This window comes from Comamonas humi (assembly GCF_054782535.1).
Genome location: NZ_BAAGSH010000013.1, coordinates 229397 through 245902, shown reverse-complemented (window position 1 = coordinate 245902; position 16506 = coordinate 229397). Strand labels below are relative to the sequence as shown.

The 16506-nt window shown below is 67.7% G+C and carries 13 protein-coding genes and 1 tRNA gene; 5 read left to right on the top strand and 9 right to left on the bottom strand.

The genetic code is table 11. The annotated features are described in order from the left end of the window. Positions 1–22: 22 nt before the first annotated feature. The 3 genes from ACYVKR_RS15265 (at position 23) to ACYVKR_RS15255 (ending at position 3954) form a co-directional block, all read left to right on the top strand. Positions 23–1558, top strand: coding sequence for a DegQ family serine endoprotease (locus ACYVKR_RS15265; protein ID WP_460481784.1), 1536 nt, complete (start codon positions 23–25; stop codon positions 1556–1558). 24 nt (positions 1559–1582) lie between these two features. Continuing rightward, positions 1583–2047 carry a carboxypeptidase-like regulatory domain-containing protein gene (locus ACYVKR_RS15260; protein ID WP_460481783.1) on the top strand — a complete coding sequence of 155 codons (465 nt, stop codon included), beginning with the start codon at positions 1583–1585 and terminating at the stop codon, positions 2045–2047. 377 nt (positions 2048–2424) lie between these two features. Continuing rightward, the gene (locus tag ACYVKR_RS15255) at positions 2425–3954 is read left to right on the top strand and encodes a hypothetical protein (RefSeq protein ID WP_460481782.1); all 1530 of its coding nucleotides are present in this window, start codon (positions 2425–2427) and stop codon (positions 3952–3954) included. A 301-nt stretch (positions 3955–4255) separates the two neighbouring features. On the opposite strand, the gene ACYVKR_RS15250 is transcribed toward ACYVKR_RS15255, so the two are convergent. The 8 genes from ACYVKR_RS15250 to ACYVKR_RS15215 form a co-directional block, all read right to left on the bottom strand. Continuing rightward, a tRNA-Thr gene (locus ACYVKR_RS15250) sits at positions 4256–4331 on the bottom strand. Positions 4332–4349: 18 nt separating this feature from the next. After that, the gene (locus ACYVKR_RS15245) at positions 4350–5351 is read right to left on the bottom strand and encodes a class 1 fructose-bisphosphatase (protein WP_460481781.1); all 1002 of its coding nucleotides are present in this window, start codon (positions 5349–5351) and stop codon (positions 4350–4352) included. A 29-nt stretch (positions 5352–5380) separates the two neighbouring features. Then, a complete protein-coding gene (gene pepN, locus ACYVKR_RS15240) occupies positions 5381–8095 on the bottom strand; it encodes an aminopeptidase N (protein ID WP_460481817.1) in 2715 nt (904 codons plus the stop codon). A 77-nt stretch (positions 8096–8172) separates the two neighbouring features. Continuing rightward, positions 8173–9277, bottom strand: a protein-coding gene (gene prfB, locus ACYVKR_RS15235) for a peptide chain release factor 2 (RefSeq protein WP_460481780.1) whose coding sequence is annotated in 2 segments (ribosomal slippage) — positions 8173–9195 and positions 9197–9277 — 1104 coding nt in all. Because the reading frame shifts where the segments join, the coding sequence is not laid out codon by codon here. A 134-nt stretch (positions 9278–9411) separates the two neighbouring features. After that, a complete protein-coding gene (locus tag ACYVKR_RS15230) occupies positions 9412–10071 on the bottom strand; it encodes an NUDIX hydrolase (RefSeq protein WP_460481779.1) in 660 nt (219 codons plus the stop codon). An 86-nt stretch (positions 10072–10157) separates the two neighbouring features. Then, positions 10158–10799, bottom strand: a complete 642-nt coding sequence (locus ACYVKR_RS15225) for a phage tail protein (protein ID WP_460481778.1) — start codon at positions 10797–10799, stop codon at positions 10158–10160. Positions 10800–10833: 34 nt separating this feature from the next. Next, positions 10834–11925: a collagen-like domain-containing protein gene (locus ACYVKR_RS15220; RefSeq protein WP_460481777.1), complete on the bottom strand. Its 1092-nt coding sequence runs from the start codon at positions 11923–11925 to the stop codon at positions 10834–10836. Positions 11926–11967: 42 nt separating this feature from the next. Beyond that, positions 11968–12447, bottom strand: a complete 480-nt coding sequence (locus tag ACYVKR_RS15215; protein ID WP_460481776.1) for a hypothetical protein — start codon at positions 12445–12447, stop codon at positions 11968–11970. 498 nt (positions 12448–12945) lie between these two features. Between ACYVKR_RS15215 and ACYVKR_RS15210 the strand changes: the two genes are divergently transcribed. Both ACYVKR_RS15210 and ACYVKR_RS15205 read left to right on the top strand, forming a co-directional pair. Continuing rightward, positions 12946–13635, top strand: coding sequence for a response regulator transcription factor (locus ACYVKR_RS15210; protein WP_460481775.1), 690 nt, complete (start codon positions 12946–12948; stop codon positions 13633–13635). A gap of 26 nt (positions 13636–13661) precedes the next feature. Continuing rightward, entirely contained in the window at positions 13662–15533 is a 1872-nt protein-coding gene (locus ACYVKR_RS15205) for a sensor histidine kinase (RefSeq protein WP_460481774.1), read from the top strand. Here the strand turns inward: ACYVKR_RS15205 and ACYVKR_RS15200 are convergent. Then, entirely contained in the window at positions 15496–16467 is a 972-nt protein-coding gene (locus ACYVKR_RS15200) for an alpha/beta fold hydrolase (protein ID WP_460481773.1), read from the bottom strand. The genes ACYVKR_RS15205 and ACYVKR_RS15200 overlap by 38 nt on opposite strands. Between the last annotated feature and the right edge of the window lie 39 nt (positions 16468–16506).

Genomic DNA, 16506 nt, shown 5'->3' with positions numbered 1-16506 from the left:
GAATGTGACCGGAGAACCCGCCATGAGCCAAGCAGCTTTTCAACCTTCGTCCCGCCAACTGATCGCGGCCCTGCTGGCCGCCGGCGTACTGGGCGGCGTGGGCGCCACGGCGTTCGAGCATGTCTACAGCCCCGCGCATGCACAGCCCGCACCCGCCGTGGTGGCGCCGGCGGCGGCCGTGAGCGCGCTGCCACCGGCCGCGCTGCCCAACTTCACCGCCATCACCGCGCAGGCTGGGCCGGCGGTGGTCAACATCAGCGTGCGCGGCACGCGCAAGGTCTCCGACGATGAGGACGATGACGACGGCCCCTCGGCCGCACCGTCGTCGCGCGGGCCGCAGTTCGACCCCAACGACCCGATGCTGCAGTTCTTCAAGCAGTTCGGCTTCGGCGTGCCGCAGCAGGGCCTGCGCCGCCAGGCCCCGCAGGAGGTGCCGGTCGCCGGCGAGGGCTCGGGCTTCATCATCAGCCCGGACGGCACCATCCTGACCAATGCCCACGTGGTCAAGGGCGCGAAGACGGTGACCGTCAAGCTCACCGACCGGCGCGAGTTCAGCGCCAAGGTGCTGGGCTCGGACCCCAAGACCGACATCGCGGTGCTCAAGATCGACGCGAAGAACCTGCCGGTGGCCCGGCTGGGCGATTCGGCCGGCGTGCAGCAGGGCGAATGGGTGCTGGCCATCGGCTCGCCGTTCGGCTTCGAGAACTCGGTGACGGCCGGCGTGGTCAGCGCCAAGGGCCGCGCGCTGCCCGACGACAGCGCCGTGCCCTTCATCCAGACCGACGTGGCGGTCAACCCCGGCAACTCCGGCGGCCCGCTGCTCAATGCGCGCGGCGAGGTCGTGGGCATCAACTCGCAGATCTACACCCGCTCGGGCGGCTACGAGGGCCTGTCGTTCGCCATCCCCATCGACCTGGCCGTGCACATCAAGGACCAGATCGTGGCCACCGGCAAGGTCGAGCATGCGCGGCTGGGCGTGGTGATCCAGGAGGTGAACCAGGCGTTTGCCGATTCGTTCAAGCTCGACAAGCCCGAAGGCGCGCTGGTGGCCAGCGTCGAGAAGGGCGGCCCCGCCGACAAGGCCGGCCTGCAGCCGGGCGACGTGATCGCCAGCTACAACGGCCAACCCATCGTGTCGTCCAACGACCTGCCCGCGTTCATCGCCCAGGCCAAGCCGGGCGCGTCGGCCCAGATGAAGGTCTGGCGCCAGGGCAAGCCCACCGAGGTGACGGCCGTGCTGGGCGGCGACCAGGGCAAGGGCACGCAGGTGGCCAGCAATGCCAAGGTCGAGAAAGGCAAGCTGGGCCTGGCGCTGCGCGAGCTGACGCCGCAGGAGAAGAAGGCCTCGGGCGTGGACGCCGGCCTGGTGGTGGAAAACACTGCCGGCCCCGCGGCGATCGCCGGCGTGCAGCCGGGCGATCTGGTACTGTCGGTCAACGGCGTGCCGGTGAGCCGCGTGGACAAGGTGCGCGAACTGGTCAGCCAGTCCGGCAAATCGGTGGCCCTGCTGATCGAGCGCGACGGGCAGAAGATCTTTGTGCCCGTGCGCATGGGTTGAAAGGATGGAATCATGAAAAAATCCATGACAAGCCTTGCACTGTATGCGCTGGTAGCTTCTTTTTCGATAGCGGGTGTCGGCCTGGCCGGCGCTGCCGAGCCGGGCGCGGGCACCGGCGCGATGCCCGCGGTGCACAGCCACCAGGGCGTGCGCTACACCAGCGGCGGCATAGGCCTTGACGAATCCACGGCGATGAAGGCAGCGGCCAGCCAGTGGCCGCTGAGCCTGGAGTTCGCCATCCAGACCGGTGGGCGGGCGGAATACGCATCGAACGTGAAGGTGCTGGTGCGCAACAGCCAGGGCGCCACGGTGCTCCAGGCCACCAGCCAGGGCCCGTTCCTGCTGGCCGATCTGCCGCCTGGCAATTACCAGATCGACGCCACACTGGGCGGCAAGACATTGCAGCGCCAAGCGACGGTGCGCAGCGGCCAGTCCGCCCACGTGGTGCTGGAATGGCCCACGGGCACGGACAGCCCGATGCAGAAGTGACATCTGGCCACAGTCGGCGCCGTTGCATGTCTGCCGCGTAAAGACGGGAACCCAGGGCTTCAGGAGGCTTCCAACACCCACCTTCAGACAACCCCGCAAGCCGGGAAGGCGCCTTGACGGCAGGCGCGCAAGCTGGCTGGACACCAGCACCGTCACACACTCTCCTCAGAGGTTCTCGGACCTCTATTCACACCGGGCCCTGGGCCCGGTTTTTTTTGAGGTGCGGTCTCCCATTGCTGGCAAATACATGGACTTGAGCGACCATTCAAATCGTTGAAAACCGCCCTCTATACTGTCCTCCGAAAATCCTGAGGGGACACCAAGTGCCGAATAGATTCCGTATCCAAATGCTCCGGTCCAGCGTGGTGGCATTTACCATGGCGCTTTCATGCGCCGCTAGTTGGGCGGCGCGCGATTTCACCCCGCAAGCGGGGACCTGGGTTATCAGCAGCGAAGTGGACGGCAAACCCGGCCGTGGCCTGGCAATCGATGTGCAAGGCAACACCTTTTTCATGCAGGTGTTTGGATATGAGAAGTTGGGTCCGGCGACTTTCTACACCGCCACGGGGCAATTGGAAGGCAATACCGTGACCGCACCGTTGGTGCGCTACCAGGGCGGGCACAGCTTTGGCAGCGATGCGCGCGATGCGGTGGAGGATGGATCGCCGGGGAGCGTGACGGTCAGCTTTGCCAATGGGCTGCAGGGAACGGTGCAGTTTCCGGGAGAAGAGGAAATGGCGATCAAGCGCTTCGAGATGAGAAGCGCGGATTTTGTCTCCAACTATTGGGAGATGGGCAGGCCAAGGCATTTTATCGGGGCGGTGATGGATGCCGATCTTCGCTCGCGCTGGGCGGTGACGATGGGCATATGGAAATCGGGAGACCCGGCCGGATGGCGTTTGAGCATTGGGGGCCTGCATAGCAGATATAGCTATGGGGGAAAGGAATTCAGCTGTGTACAGGTGGAGGGAAAAGACGCCTTTCGCTGCACCAGCGATGGGGTGCAGCCATCCGACTACCAAGGTCCCGATATACGCTCGATTGATGTGAATATCTTCAATATAGATGTGGCCGGGGTGGTGGAAATACAGGACCGGGGTGCAGTGCAGGCCTACCAGATGATGGGCGTTGCGGTTGCCGCGAGTGGTGGTGTAGCGATTACTGGCTGTGTTGCCTACGCAGATGTCTATGTGGGCGATGTTCGCAATTGCAATCGGGCCGTTACGCCCAGTAGCGGCACTTGGGTCGTCGAGGACGAATTGCTGGGCAAGCCCGGGCGTGGCCTGGCCATCGATGTGCAAAACGGCATGGCATTGGCGCAGGTGTTCAACTACCTTCCAGGCGGAGCGCCAACCTTTCACATGGGCAGCGGAACCTATAAAGGGATCGAGACCCGGTTTGCGCTCAATCGCTACGAGGGCGGGCGAGCGCTGGGTGGTTCGGCATCCAGCGCGCAGTTGGTCGATACCGCTGGCGAATTGGCGATGAAATTTTCCTCCGGAGACGCGGAGCTGGAATTACCCAGCAGGGTGCGCGGCAGTGCGCAGCTTCCCGGCGAGCCGGACAAGCGAATAGTGCGTATGGCGCTCGAGCCGGGAGCGACCACGGCGCAGGGCTTGCTGGGTCAGTGGTGGCTGCTGTTTTGGACAGAAGGCCAAGGCAATGATGTCCAGTTGGTGACCTTGACCCAAGTGGTGGGAGATGAGGCACGGAGCGAGGACGGATCGATTCGCTGCTCGCGTCCTGACCCGGTGTTTCCCAGCCGCGCGACCTGCGTCTGGCATAGAGGTGGCTTCACGTCGCAGGCCTATCTTTTCCAGGAGCCCGGCAACCGCAGCGGTTCTGTGCTGCAGGTGAGGGACCGCCATGGCAACTGGATGGGCCTGGGGAATGTGCCTCTGGACTGAAAACCCAGAATAAGCTGATCCGCGTCTTTTACATCCGCAGCGCGCGCAGCGGGATGCCCGGTGATCCAGCGGGCGGCGCGCCTGCAGGCTGCTGCCCCGCTGTGCCTGCACTTGGTCAGACCGCCTTGCACCACCAGCCGCAGTTCCCAGCCGCTGCGCATCAGCGCCTGCATGTCGACTAGCGCCACGCCGAAGCGCTCGCGGCCGGCATCGCTCAGGTCTCATGGTTGCCTCCACGCTGACGATCCATGAAAAGAAAAACCCCGCTACTTTTGAGATAGCGGGGTTTCCTTATTTACCTTGGTGCCGGAGACATGAATCGAACACGCGACCTTCTCATTACGAATGAGCTGCTCTACCGACTGAGCTACACCGGCGTAAGACTGTCGATTATATCAGGAATGGTAGCTGGTTACGCGTTCGACCTCATTTTTTGAGCCGAGGATGACGCTGACGCGCTCGTGCAGCTTGGTGGGCTGCACGTCGAGGATGCGCTGGCGGCCGTTGGTGGCGGCGCCGCCGGCCTGTTCGACCAGCCAGGCCATGGGGTTGGCCTCGTACATCAGGCGCAGCTTGCCGGGCTTGTTGGGCTCGCGCTTGTCCCAGGGGTACATGAAGATGCCGCCGCGGGTGAGGATGCGGTGCACGTCGGCCACCATCGAGGCGATCCAGCGCATGTTGAAGTCCTTGCCGCGCGGGCCTTCCACGCCGGCCAGGCATTCGTCCACATAGCGCTTCACCGGGGCGTCCCAGTGGCGCATGTTGCTCATGTTGATGGCGAATTCCTTGGTGTCCTCGGGGATGCGCACGTTCTCCTGCACCAGCACGAAGGAGCCGGCCTCGCGGTCCAGCGTGAACATGGCGACGCCGTCGCCCACAGTGAGCACCAGCGTGGTCTGCGGGCCGTAGACGCAGTAGCCGGCGGCGACCTGCTTGCTGCCGGGCTGCAGGAAGTCCTCCTCGGTCACGCCGGGGTGGCCTTCGGGCTTCTTCAGCACGCTGAAGATGGTGCCGATGGAGACGTTCACGTCGATGTTGGACGAGCCGTCGAGCGGATCGAACAGCAGCAGGTATTCGCCCTGCGGGTAGCGGTTGGGCACGAGGTAGATGCTGTCCATCTCCTCGCTGGCCATGGCGGCCAGGTGGCCGCCCCATTCGTTGGCCTCGATCAGCACCTCGTTGGCGATGATGTCGAGCTTCTTCTGCACTTCGCCCTGCACGTTCTCGCTGCCGGCCGTGCCGAGCACGCCGCCCAGCGCGCCCTTGTTGACGGACTGGCTGATGCCCTTGCAGGCGCGGGCCACCACCTCGAGCAGCAGGCGCAGCTGCGCGGGGATCAGGCCGTCCACGCGCTGCTGCTCCACCAGGTAGCGCGAGAGGGAGATTTTGGGTTTCATGGCTGTCCTCTAAATGGAATATCCGGGAATCACTGGTTGAGCGCCTGCGTGACGATCTCGCGCACGTCGTTGCTCAGCTTGGGCTTGGCCGCCACCTTGGCGATGGCGTTGCCGGCCGCGGTGCGGTAGGGCTCGGCCAGCTTTTTCCAGCGGTCGAGCGCGCGCGCCAGGCGGGCGGCGACCTGCGGGTTGAAGCCGTCGATCTCCATCACCTTCTCGGCCCAGAAGGCATAGCCTTCGCCGTCGGCGCGGTGGAAACCGCCCGGGTTGCCGCTGCAGTAGCTGAAGATCACGCTGCGGGCGCGGTTGGGGTTCTTGAGGTTGAAGTCGGGCAGCTTCATCAACCGGCGCACGGCGGGCAGGGCGCTGCCGTTCACGTCGGGCGCGGCGGCCTGCAGCGCGAACCACTTGTCCAGCGCCAGGTCGTCGTGCTGGAACAGCGCGTGGAAGCGCGCCAGCGCCGGCTCGGCCAGCTCGCTGCCGCTGGCCACCAGGGCGGCCAGGGCGTTGTAGCGGTCGGTCATGTTGCCGGCGTCCTTGAAGCGCTGCAGCGTCTTGCCGGGCCAGACGGTGTCGCCCGAGGCGCGGGCGGCCAGGCACAGCATGGTCAGCGCATGGCCGGCCAGCGCGCGGCGGCCGGCGCTGGTGGCGTCGGGCGTGTAGGCGCCGGTGTCGTGGTGCTGCTCGTAGACCCAGGCCCAGTCCTCGGCCAGCTCGGTGGCGAGCTGCTGGCGCATGGCCTCGCGCACCGCGTGGATGCGCTGCGGGTCGACGGAGTCGAGCTGGTCGGTGATGTAGCTTTCGGACGGCAGCGCCAGCACCAGGTCCTTGAAGGCGGCGTCGAGCCGTGGATCGCGCAGCACGCCGCGCATGGCCTGGATGAACGAGTCCGGCAGAAGTTTGGCGTCAAATTGGCCTTCGGCGCTTGACTGGTCTGCGCTGGCAGCTATTGCTTTGAGAGCGATGCGCAAGCCCAGGCGCTGGCCGGCTTCCCAGCGGTTGAACGCGTCTTCGTCGTGCGCGAGCAGGTGGCGCAGGTCGTCGTCGCTGTAGTCGCACTCCAGCACCACCGGCGCGCTGAAGGTGCGCAGCAGCGACGGCGTGGGCGCCTGCGCGACCTGGCTGAACACCACGGTCTGCTCGGCCTCGGTGAGCACGATGGTGTGGCTGGTGGCACCACCCTGGGCGCTGTTGGCGCCGTCGGTGTGCAGCGGCAGCGCGCGGCCGTCGGCGCCGAGCAGGCCCATGGTGACGGGGATGACGAAGGGCTGCTTGCCCGGCTGGCCGGCCGTGGGCGGGCAGGACTGCGACAGCGTGAGCGTGTAGGTCTGGGCCTCGGCGTCGTACTGGCCGCGGGCGGCCACGCGCGGCGTGCCCGACTGGCTGTACCAGCGCTTGAACTGCGCCAGGTGCTGCGCCAGTGGCGAGCCGGGGTTGGCGTCGGCCATGGCCTGGGCGAAGTCGTCGCAGGTCACGGCCTGGCCGTCGTGGCGCTCGAAGTACAGCTTCATGCCCTTGGCAAAGCCTTCGCGGCCCACCAGGTTGTGCTGCATACGCACAACCTCGGCGCCCTTTTCGTAGACGGTGACGGTGTAGAAGTTGTTGATCTCGACGTAGCTGTCGGGCCGCACCGGGTGGGCCATGGGGCCGGCGTCCTCGGGGAACTGCACGGTGCGCAGCACGCGCACGTCGTCGATGCGCTTGACGGCGCGCGCCGACGCGCTGCCCGCCATGTCCATCGAGAATTCCTGGTCGCGGAAGACGGTGAGGCCTTCCTTCAGGCTGAGCTGGAACCAGTCGCGGCAGGTGACGCGGTCACCGGTCCAGTTGTGGAAGTATTCGTGGCCCACCACGCTTTCGATGTTGGCGTAGTCGGCGTCGGTGGCCGTGGCCTGGCTCGCCAGCACGTACTTGGTGTTGAAGATGTTCAGGCCCTTGTTCTCCATGGCGCCCATGTTGAAGTCGCTGGTGGCGACGATCATGAAGCGGTCCAGGTCCAGGCTCAGGCCGAAGCGGGCTTCGTCCCAGGCGATGGAGGCCATCAGCGAGTTCATCGCGTGCTCGGTCTTCTCCAGGTCGCCGGGGCGCACGTAGACCTGCAGCAGGTGCTCGTTGCCGGCGCGGCTCTTGATCTTTTGCTCGCGCGCCACCAGTTTGCCCGCGACCAGCGCGAACAGGTAGCAGGGCTTCTTGTGCGGATCGACCCATTTGGCGAAGTGGCGGCCCTCGGGCAATTCGCCTTGCTCGACCAGGTTGCCGTTGGACAGCAGCACCGGGAACTGCGCCTTGTTCGCGCGCAGCGTCACCGTGTACATGGCCATCACGTCCGGGCGGTCGAGGAAGTAGGTGATGCGGCGAAAGCCCTCGGCCTCGCACTGCGTGAAGAACGAGCCGTTGCTGGTGTACAGGCCCATCAGCTTGGTGTTCTTGTCGGGCGCGCAGGTGGTGAAGATCTCCAGGTCCACCGGATCGCCACCCTCGGGCAGGTTCTCCAGCACCAGGTCGCTGCCTTCCATCTTGAACGAGGTGCCGGCGCCGTTGACCAGCACGCGCGCCAGGTTCAGCTCGTCGCCGTTGAGGTGCAGCGGCTGCGCGGGCACGTCAGGGTTGCGGCGCACGCGCATCTTGTTGAGCACGCGGGTCTTGGCGGGGTCCAGGTCGAAGGTCAGGTCGACCGTGTCTATCCACCATGCGGGAGCCTGGTAGTCGGCACGGTAGACGGCCTGGGCTTGTCCTTCACGCATCATGGCGTTTCTCCAAAATCGGTTGGTTGGCAGCCGCCCGGCACGAAGGCCGGGCCCGGCTGGGCACTGGGCTCAGCTTACACGCCCTGCTTGAGCGAGGCCTCGATGAACACGTCCAGGTCGCCGTCCAGCACCTTCTGCGTGGCCGAGACCTCGACGTTGGTGCGCAGGTCCTTGATGCGGCTGTTGTCCAGCACGTAGGAGCGGATCTGGTGGCCCCAGCCCACGTCGGTCTTGGTGTCCTCGAGCTTCTGCTGCTCTTCCATGCGCTTGCGCATCTCGAAGTCGTACAGGCGCGAGCGCAGGCGCTGCCACGCCACGTCGCGGTTGCTGTGCTGGCTGCGGCCGTCCTGGCACTGCACCACGATGCCGGTGGGGATGTGCGTCAGGCGCACGGCCGAGTCCGTCTTGTTGATGTGCTGGCCGCCCGCGCCGCTGGCGCGGTAGGTGTCGGTGCGCACGTCCGCCGGGTTGATGTTGATCTCGATGGAGTCATCGATCTCGGGGTAGACGAACAGCGACGAGAAGCTGGTGTGGCGGCCGCCCGACGAGTCGAACGGGCTCTTGCGCACCAGGCGGTGCACGCCGGTCTCGGTGCGCAGCAGGCCGTAGGCGTACTCGCCCTCGATCTTGATCGTGGCGCTCTTGATGCCGGCCACGTCGCCGGGGGTTTCTTCCTCGACCGTGGCCTTGAAGCCCTTGCGCTCGGCGTACTTCAGGTACTGGCGCAGCAGCATGCTGGCCCAGTCGCAGGCCTCGGTGCCGCCGGCGCCGGCTTGGATGTCGACGAAGCAGTTCAGCGGATCGGCCTCCTGGCTGAACATGCGGCGGAACTCCAGCTCCTCGATCAGCGGACGCAGCTTGTCGGCCTCGGCCTCGATGGTCATGAGGCCGGCCTCGTCGCCTTCCTCCTTGCTCATCTCATACAGCTCGGTGTTGTCGGCCAGCTCGCGGGTGAGCTTGTCCAGCGTCAGCACCACGCCGTCGAGCAGCTTCTTTTCCTTGCCCAGCTCCTGGGCCTTCTTGGGGTCGTTCCAGACGTTCGGGTCTTCCAGCGATGCGTTTACCGTGCGCAGGCGTTCGTACTTGGCATCGAAGTCAAAGATACCTCCGTAGGTCCTGGGTGCGTGCGCCCAGGTCCTCGAGGGTGTTGCCGATCTGGTTGATGTGTTCTGCGTCCATGGTCATGTGTCCTGTCTTTTTTCAATCAAGCTGGCTATTTTCGCATGGCGCCGGGGGCAGGCCGGCGGGGCAGGTTTTTAAGCGAAATCGGGCTCTGGTGCTTATACGATAAGCGCAAGCAGCTATGGTTTTTGCTATTTCCAGGCAAACTGCGGCTGGTCGAAGTGCGCCACGCGCGTGGCGCGGCCCCGCAGGCAGACCTCGCGGAACTGGTAGAGGAACGCCGCCGTGGGCGCGGCGATCCAGCGCGTGCCCACCGGCATGCGCAGCACCGGGTGGGGCGAGTGCTCGGTGCGGTCGAGGATGGGGGCGTCCCCGCGCAGGAATTCGGTGAGCGGGATGCGGTGGATGCTGGCCACCTCGCCGGGGTTGGGCACCAGCTCGCGCGCCGCGCCGGCCCACACCACCACCGGCGTGATGACAAAGCCCGAGCGGGTGGCGTAGTCGTCCAGCCGGCCCAGTACCTGCGCGGGCGGCAGGCGCAGGCCGACCTCTTCGTGCAGCTCGCGCAGCGCGGCCTCTTCGGGCGTTTCGCCGGCGTCCATGCGCCCGCCGGGCAGGGCCCACTGGCCGGCGTGCTGGCGCAGCTGGCTCGAGCGGCGGGTCAGCAGCAGCGCGGCTTCGTTGCTCCAGCCGGTGGGATCAGCTATGCCGTCCAGCGCGGCGCCGGGGCCTTCCTCGACCAGCGCCAAAGCGACGGCGGCGCGGGCCGGGGCGTTGTCGTGCAGGCTGTGCACGTCAAAGCTGCGCAGCGCGGACTGGATGGTGGCTTGGAGTTCGGGGTTGAGGCGCATGGCGGGACAGGGGCGTATGGCTGCCCCATTCTAGGCAGCGCAGGCGAAGGCCCGGCCGCCTGGTATGTCCCGCAACGGGCTTCGCCTCAGGGGCGGGAGGGGAAGACCCCTTCGAGCGCGATGCACCAGCGCAGGCTCAGGTAGGGCATCTGTATCGAAAACGGTTGGTTGCCGCCTGTAACCCCAACTGTCACCGTGCCGGTACTGCCGCCCAGTGTGGTGTCGGCGGTGGCGTTGGCATAGGCCCCGGCGTTCTGTGTCTGGGCCAGCACCTGGCCGGCTGCCGGGGTGGCATTGGTGGCCGGCGCGGTGCTGGCATTGGGCGTGGCGGTATAGGTTGCCTGGTGCGTATGCATAGGCATGTTGTTGATGGTCAGTGTCGTGGACTCCGTGCCGCCGACCTGTCCCAGATCGAAGTAAGAGAGCCCCGGACCTTGGCCGTCGCTGATGGGGGCGCGCCCACGGAGGTCCGGCAGGGCAAAAGTGGTCTGTCCATTGCCGCCATAGGTGGTGCCCAGCAGCGAGAACAGGGCGGTGTTCTGGGCGATCGACAGAATCTGGCCGCTCGCGTTGGCCCAGCCCCGCGGGCAGAAATTGCCGCCGAAGAGCATCAACTGGCCGAGAAAGGGCTCGGATTGCGCATGGGCAGCCGGTGCTGCAGCGCCCAGCAAGGCGGCGGCCAGCGCGCAATGGCGCCAGCGGGCGAGGAGGTTGGAGGACGGGCGCATGGTGGGCTCCAGTGAAAGGGCGGGAAAAAGCGGTTCAGCGGTTGAGCATGAAGCAGACGGACAGCGACTGTCCGGCTTCGCTGCCCTGGTCCAGCCAGCCTTGCGCCAACTGCAGGCCGGAGACCGTCTTGCCCGTGGCGGGCAGAGCCAGTGCGCGGCCCGTGGCGGTGCGGCCGTCGAGCAGCACGGTGTAGGCGGCATCGGCGAAGGGGGTGGCGAAGTTGATGGTGTAGAGCGGCGCGGGGCCGCCGACGGCCTTGTTCACTCCATACAGCCCGGCACCGCTGGTGATGACGGGCGTGCCGGCGGCCAGTGGGTTGGCGTCGACAAAGCAGCCGTGTACTACCTGGCTCAGGCTGCCGTTGATGCCATTCACGCCGTTGCACAGGTAGCTGGTCTGCGTGGCAACGCCCACGCCGTAGGACACGCGCTGGCCGCCATTGGCGCAGTTGGCGCCGGCCGGCTCCGCCGACAGCGCCAGCACTGCGCTGCTGCCATTGGTTCCGTTCGTGCCATTCGTACCGTTGGTGCCGTTCGTGCCCGCCGTTCCGGTGGGCCCGGTCAGGCCGGTGTCGCCCTTGGCGCCCGGATCGCCTTTGACGCCCTGGGCACCGTTGCACACATAGCGGGTCTGCGCCGCATCGATTTCGCTGGCGTCGAGCGTGCCGTTGCCGTTGGCGTCCACGCCGGTTTCCAGCTTTTGCCCGCCGGTGGCGCAGTTGGCGCCGGCGGCCTCGAGGCTGAGGGTGATGAGCGCGTTGTGGCCATCGGTGCCGTTCTGGCCCGTGCCGGCCGGCCCCTGCACGCCTTGCACGCCCTGGGGCCCTTGCGGGCCGATCGGTCCCACGGGGCCTTGCGGTCCGGTGAGCGCTGCCGGGTCGCAGCGCTGCAGGGTGCCATCAGCCGCGTGGCAGACGGCGCTGGTGCCGGTGGCCGCGGTGCCGGGCAGGCCGGGCAACTGCACTTCGCCCGTGGGCTGCACGTGCACGGCGGGGGTGTTGGGGGCCGAGTAGATGACCACGCCGCTGCCACTGGCGGGGGTGAGGGTCATGTCAGCGGCGCTGGCCAGGCCGGCCAGCAGGGCGGCGGCGCCGGCCACGGCCGTGGTGCGAAGAAGGCGGGGCATGAGAAGCTCCTGTGGAGGCGGAAATTTTTGGGGGAAGGGGATTCAGGCCACTCGGCGGTGCCAGCGGAGCAGGCGGCGCCTGCCCAGCAGGGCCAGCGCCAGAGCCAGCAGGCCCAGTGCGGCGGGGCCGGTGGCCGGCACGGGTGTCGGCGCCGATGGTTCGCTGCGCAGCGACACCGGCCCGGCCGCGCCCACCAGCGGGCAGCCGGCACTGGCCACGCGGGTGACCCGGCCGGTGGTGGCGCTGGCGCCGCCCTGGTTGTCCCATTGCTGGGCCAGCTCGATCTGGCCGCTGTCAATCTGCAGCTGGGCGCCGGCAGAGACGGTTACGTCCTGCACGGTCACCACGGAGCCGCCACTCAGGGCCAGCGTGCCGCTGTCGAGCAGATCGACGCAGCCCAGGCTGGCCGTGCCGCCGCCCAGGTCGGCCGTGCTGCCGGCGGGCAGCACCCAGTCGGCGCGCGCCGATGCGGCGGCCAGGCACAGCGCAGCTGCGGCCAGGGGATATCTGAAGCGATGCATGGACCCTCTCTCTGTTTGACGCGGTTGATTCGCGGTCTTTGTGGTGGTCAGCGCCCGCCAGGCGGATGCTTCCACTTGTTTTAATTGCAAACCATTGTACTGATGCGATGTGCAGAGGAGACCATTGTGGTTGCACCGCAACGGCCGCGTCTGTGCGCCTTAGCTGTCGTGTGTAGCTATATTTTTAATAGCTTTTAGCGCTTGATGTAAAAGAGATTTGATGTGTTTTATGCGTGAACTCAAAGAAGAGTGAGCGCGAGCAGCTTACTTTTTTGACAGCCCTGCACCCCGCGCCGAGGCGCCGCCTGCGGATTGCATGCGGCATGCAGTTGCTTATGGATTTTTTATTTGATTTCCAGATGTTTTTATAGTTTTTTATTGGATTAAATCCAGAAAAACGGTAGGCATACGGGTTCGCAGGGGGCAAATTACCCAATTTCAGTGATGTCCAGGGCGGGGGCGCTGGCTACCATGGGCTGGTTTCTTGCTGTAACTACCATGACCGATCCCGCCATCTTTCCCGCCGAGCTGGCCCTGCCCGTCCCCGTGCTGGTGGTGGAGGACGAACCCTTGCTGCAGCAGCGCCTGCGCGGCGTGCTGCGCCAGCTGGGCTATGCGGCGGATGCGCTGCTGTTCGCCGCGTCGCTGGCCGAGGCCCAGGCCTGCCTGGCGGCGCAGCCGGTGGCGCTGGCGCTGGTGGACCTGCACCTGCCCGACGGCAACGGGCGCGAGCTGATCGAGCAGCTGCGCGCCGACGATCCGGGCCTGGGCATCCTGGTGGTGTCGGCTTGGAGTTCGGAGGAGTCCATCCTGGGCGCGCTGCGCGCGGGCGCGACGGGCTATGTGCTCAAGGAGCGCGACGACTTCGAGGTACTGCTGTCCATCCGCAGCGTGCTGCGCGGCGGTGCGCCCATCGACCCGTTCATCGCCCGGCGCATCCTGGAGCTGCTCCCCCCGCCGGCCCCGGCCGGCCCGGCGGCGCCCGCGGGCGAGGCGGTGCTGAGCGAGCGCGAAGGCCAGATCCTGCGGCTGGTGGCCGACGGGCTCTCCAACCGCGAGATCGCCGAGCAGCTCTTCCTGTCGCGCTACACGGTGGAAAGCCATGTGAAGCGCATCTACCGCAAGCTGGCCGTGTCCTCGCGCACGGGGGCCGTGCGCGCGGCGCGCGAGCGGGGGGTGATCGGGTGAAGCGCTGGCTGGTCTGGAGCATGCTGATGCTCGTGCTGCTGGTCATGGTGTGGCTGCCGGTCTGGGCCCAGCCGGCGGACGCCTGCGCGCCCGAGGTGCTGGCGGTGCAGGCCGCGCGCGCGCAGGGTGACGGCAGTGCCCGGCCTACGCAGGGCTGGGCGCCGGTGGAGCTGCCCGATGTCTGGACGCGCCGCTGGCCGCAGCATGAGGGCTCGGTGTGGTACCGCATCGACTGGAAGCGGGGCTGCACGGGCGGCGCGGAGCCGGCGGCGCCGGTGGCATTGGGCATAGACGGCCTCAGCATCGCGGGCGAGGTGTTCAGCAACGGCGACCTGCTGTGGCGCGACGCCTCGCTGGTCGAGCCGCTGTCGCGCAGCTGGAATGTGCCGCGCTGGTGGCTGCTGCCGGCTTCGAGCCTGCACGCGGGCACGAACAGCATCTGGGTGCGCGCCGTGGGCATGCCGGCGCTGTCGCCCGGCATGGGCGCGCTGCGGCTGGGCGATGCGGCCACGGTGGCCGAGCAGTATGGCCACAGCCTGTGGCGCCAGCGCACGGTGTATTTCGCCAACGCCGTACTGTGCGCCATGGCGGGGGCGCTGTTCCTGCTGGTCTGGCTGCTGCACCGGCAGGAGCGCGCCTACGGCTGGTTTGGACTGATGGCGCTGGCCTGGCTGGCCTACCTCACCACCTACCTGGCCGAAACCCCGTGGCCCTGGCCCGATTCGCTGGCCCGCAGCCGCTTCAGCCTGGTGGCGCTGGTGGGCTATGTGCTGTGCGTGTGCATGTTCACGCTGCGCTTTGGCGGGCAGCAGCTGCCGCGCGTGGAGCGCGTGCTGTGGGGGCTGGCGGCCCTGGGCGCCGGGGCCGCGGTGCTGGCGCCGCGCGAGGCGGCCGGCGCGTGGTTCGGCATGGTGTGGCAGGGGGCGATGGCGGTGTTCCTGCTGAACGGCCTGCAGTTCCAGTGGCACGCCTGGCGCCCCCGGCCCGGGGGCCGCAAGATGCGGCACATGCTGCTGGCGCTGTGCTGGCTGGTGTTCGTGGTGGTGGCGCTGAACAACCTGTTCTCGGTGCTGGACCGCTGGCAGGTGGCGCGCGACTGGGCGGCGATGAGCGGGCTGCTGGTGATCGTGCTGGTGATGCTGCTGCTGGGCGGCCAGCTGGTGCAGCAGATGCGCAACATGGAGCGCTTCAACCACACGCTGGCCGAGCGCGTGGCCGATGCGCGGGAGCAGCTGGCCCAGGCGCAGGCGCGCGAGCATGCGCAGGCGCTGGAGCACGCCAAGCTGCAGGAGCGCATGCGCATCGCCCACGACCTGCACGACGGCCTGGGCGGCAGCCTGGTGCGCGGCATGGCGCTGGTCGAGCAGGCCAGGGAGGCGCTGCCCAACGAGCGGGTGCTGTCGCTGCTCAAGAGCCTGCGCGACGACCTGCGCCAGGTGATAGACCACGGCTCCAGCGCCGGCGCCAGCGTGCCCGCGACGCCGGTGCAATGGGCCGCGCCGCTGCGCCACCGCTTCACGCGCATCCTGGACGAGCTGGGCGTGGCCTCGCAGTGGAACATCGCGCCGCAGTGGGCCGAGTCCTACCGCCCCAGCGCGCTGCAGTGCCTGGGCCTGACGCGGCTGGTGGAGGAGGCGCTGTCCAACGTGATCAAGCACAGCCGGGCGCGCCACCTGCGCGTGGACTGCGCGCAGCCACGGCCGGGCGTGCTGGCCATCGGCATCGAGGACGACGGCATAGGCTTCGATCTGGGGGCCGTGCAGCGCGCCGGCCTGTCGGTGGGCATGCGCAGCATGGCGGCGCGGGCCGAGCGCATCGGCGGGCTGCTGACGCTGGAGTCCGGCCCCTGCGGCACCGTGGTCAGCGTGGAGCTGGTGCTGCCAGAAACGCCTCGATGAGCCGGGCCAGCGCCGCGGGCTGGTCGTGGTGCAGCATGTGGCCGGCATCGGCCACGTCGGCCAGCTGCAGCTGCGGCACGCGGCGGATGCGGTCCAGGAATTCGTCCAGCCCGTAGCGGCCGGGCCAGTAGCCCTGCATGGTGTCCTGCGCGGCCTTCACCATCAAGGTGGGCGCGGTGATGGCCGCATACAGCGCCAGCAGCTCGTCGGCGCGAAAGAGCTGGGCGCTGGCCACCTTGTGCGCGGCGTCCCCCTGGATATGCCAGCGGCCCGCGCCGTCCGGTGCGGCCCAGTGCCCGGCCAGCCACAGGGCCCGGTCCTCGGCCAGCCGCGGGTTGTTGCGGCGCAGGCGCGCGGCCACCTCGGCGGCACTGGCGTAGCTGCGCAGCGCGGTGCCTTCCTCACCTTCCTTGCCTTCCCCGCGCTGGGCGCGCATCTCGTCCAGCCAGCGGCGATAGCGCGCCGGGGCCTGGTCGGGCGTGGTGGCCGGCATGCCGAAGCCTTCGAGGTTGACGAGGCGGCGCACGCGCTCGGGCCGCGTGCCGGCATACATCATCACCACGTTGCCGCCCATGCTGTGGCCGAGCAGGTCCACCGGCTGGCCGGGGGCGATCTCGTCGAGCAGCGCGTCCAGGTCGCCCAGGTAGTCGGCGAAGACGAAGTGGTCGGGCGCCGGCTGGCTGCGGCTTTGGCCGAAGCCGCGCCAGTCGAGGGCGTAGATGGCGCGCTGGGCGCAGAAGTCCGCGTCAAGCGCATCGACCACGAACTGGAAGGACGCGCCCACGTCCATCCAGCCGTGGCACAGCACCAGCGGGGGCTGCGTGGGCAGGGTGGCCGGCCATTGCAGCAGGTGCAGCGGGCGCTGGCGGATGGTGAGCAGCCGCGAGGCGGCGGCGCGTTGCGGAACGTAGGGGCTGGGCATGGCGCCGAGCATGCCATATCCGTGCTGGAGCGCCGTAGCGGGGGCGACAGC

Coding starts and splice junctions, on each gene's coding strand:
- ACYVKR_RS15265 (WP_460481784.1), top strand. CDS start 23: ATGAGCCAAGCAGCTTTTCAACCTTCGTCCCGCCAACTGATCGCGGCC.
- ACYVKR_RS15260 (WP_460481783.1), top strand. CDS start 1,583: ATGACAAGCCTTGCACTGTATGCGCTGGTAGCTTCTTTTTCGATAGCG.
- ACYVKR_RS15255 (WP_460481782.1), top strand. CDS start 2,425: ATGGCGCTTTCATGCGCCGCTAGTTGGGCGGCGCGCGATTTCACCCCG.
- ACYVKR_RS15245 (WP_460481781.1), bottom strand. CDS start 5,351: ATGAAACCCAAAATCTCCCTCTCGCGCTACCTGGTGGAGCAGCAGCGC.
- pepN (WP_460481817.1), bottom strand. CDS start 8,095: ATGCGTGAAGGACAAGCCCAGGCCGTCTACCGTGCCGACTACCAGGCT.
- ACYVKR_RS15230 (WP_460481779.1), bottom strand. CDS start 10,071: ATGCGCCTCAACCCCGAACTCCAAGCCACCATCCAGTCCGCGCTGCGC.
- ACYVKR_RS15225 (WP_460481778.1), bottom strand. CDS start 10,799: ATGCGCCCGTCCTCCAACCTCCTCGCCCGCTGGCGCCATTGCGCGCTG.
- ACYVKR_RS15220 (WP_460481777.1), bottom strand. CDS start 11,925: ATGCCCCGCCTTCTTCGCACCACGGCCGTGGCCGGCGCCGCCGCCCTG.
- ACYVKR_RS15215 (WP_460481776.1), bottom strand. CDS start 12,447: ATGCATCGCTTCAGATATCCCCTGGCCGCAGCTGCGCTGTGCCTGGCC.
- ACYVKR_RS15210 (WP_460481775.1), top strand. CDS start 12,946: ATGACCGATCCCGCCATCTTTCCCGCCGAGCTGGCCCTGCCCGTCCCC.
- ACYVKR_RS15205 (WP_460481774.1), top strand. CDS start 13,662: ATGCTCGTGCTGCTGGTCATGGTGTGGCTGCCGGTCTGGGCCCAGCCG.
- ACYVKR_RS15200 (WP_460481773.1), bottom strand. CDS start 16,467: ATGCTCGGCGCCATGCCCAGCCCCTACGTTCCGCAACGCGCCGCCGCC.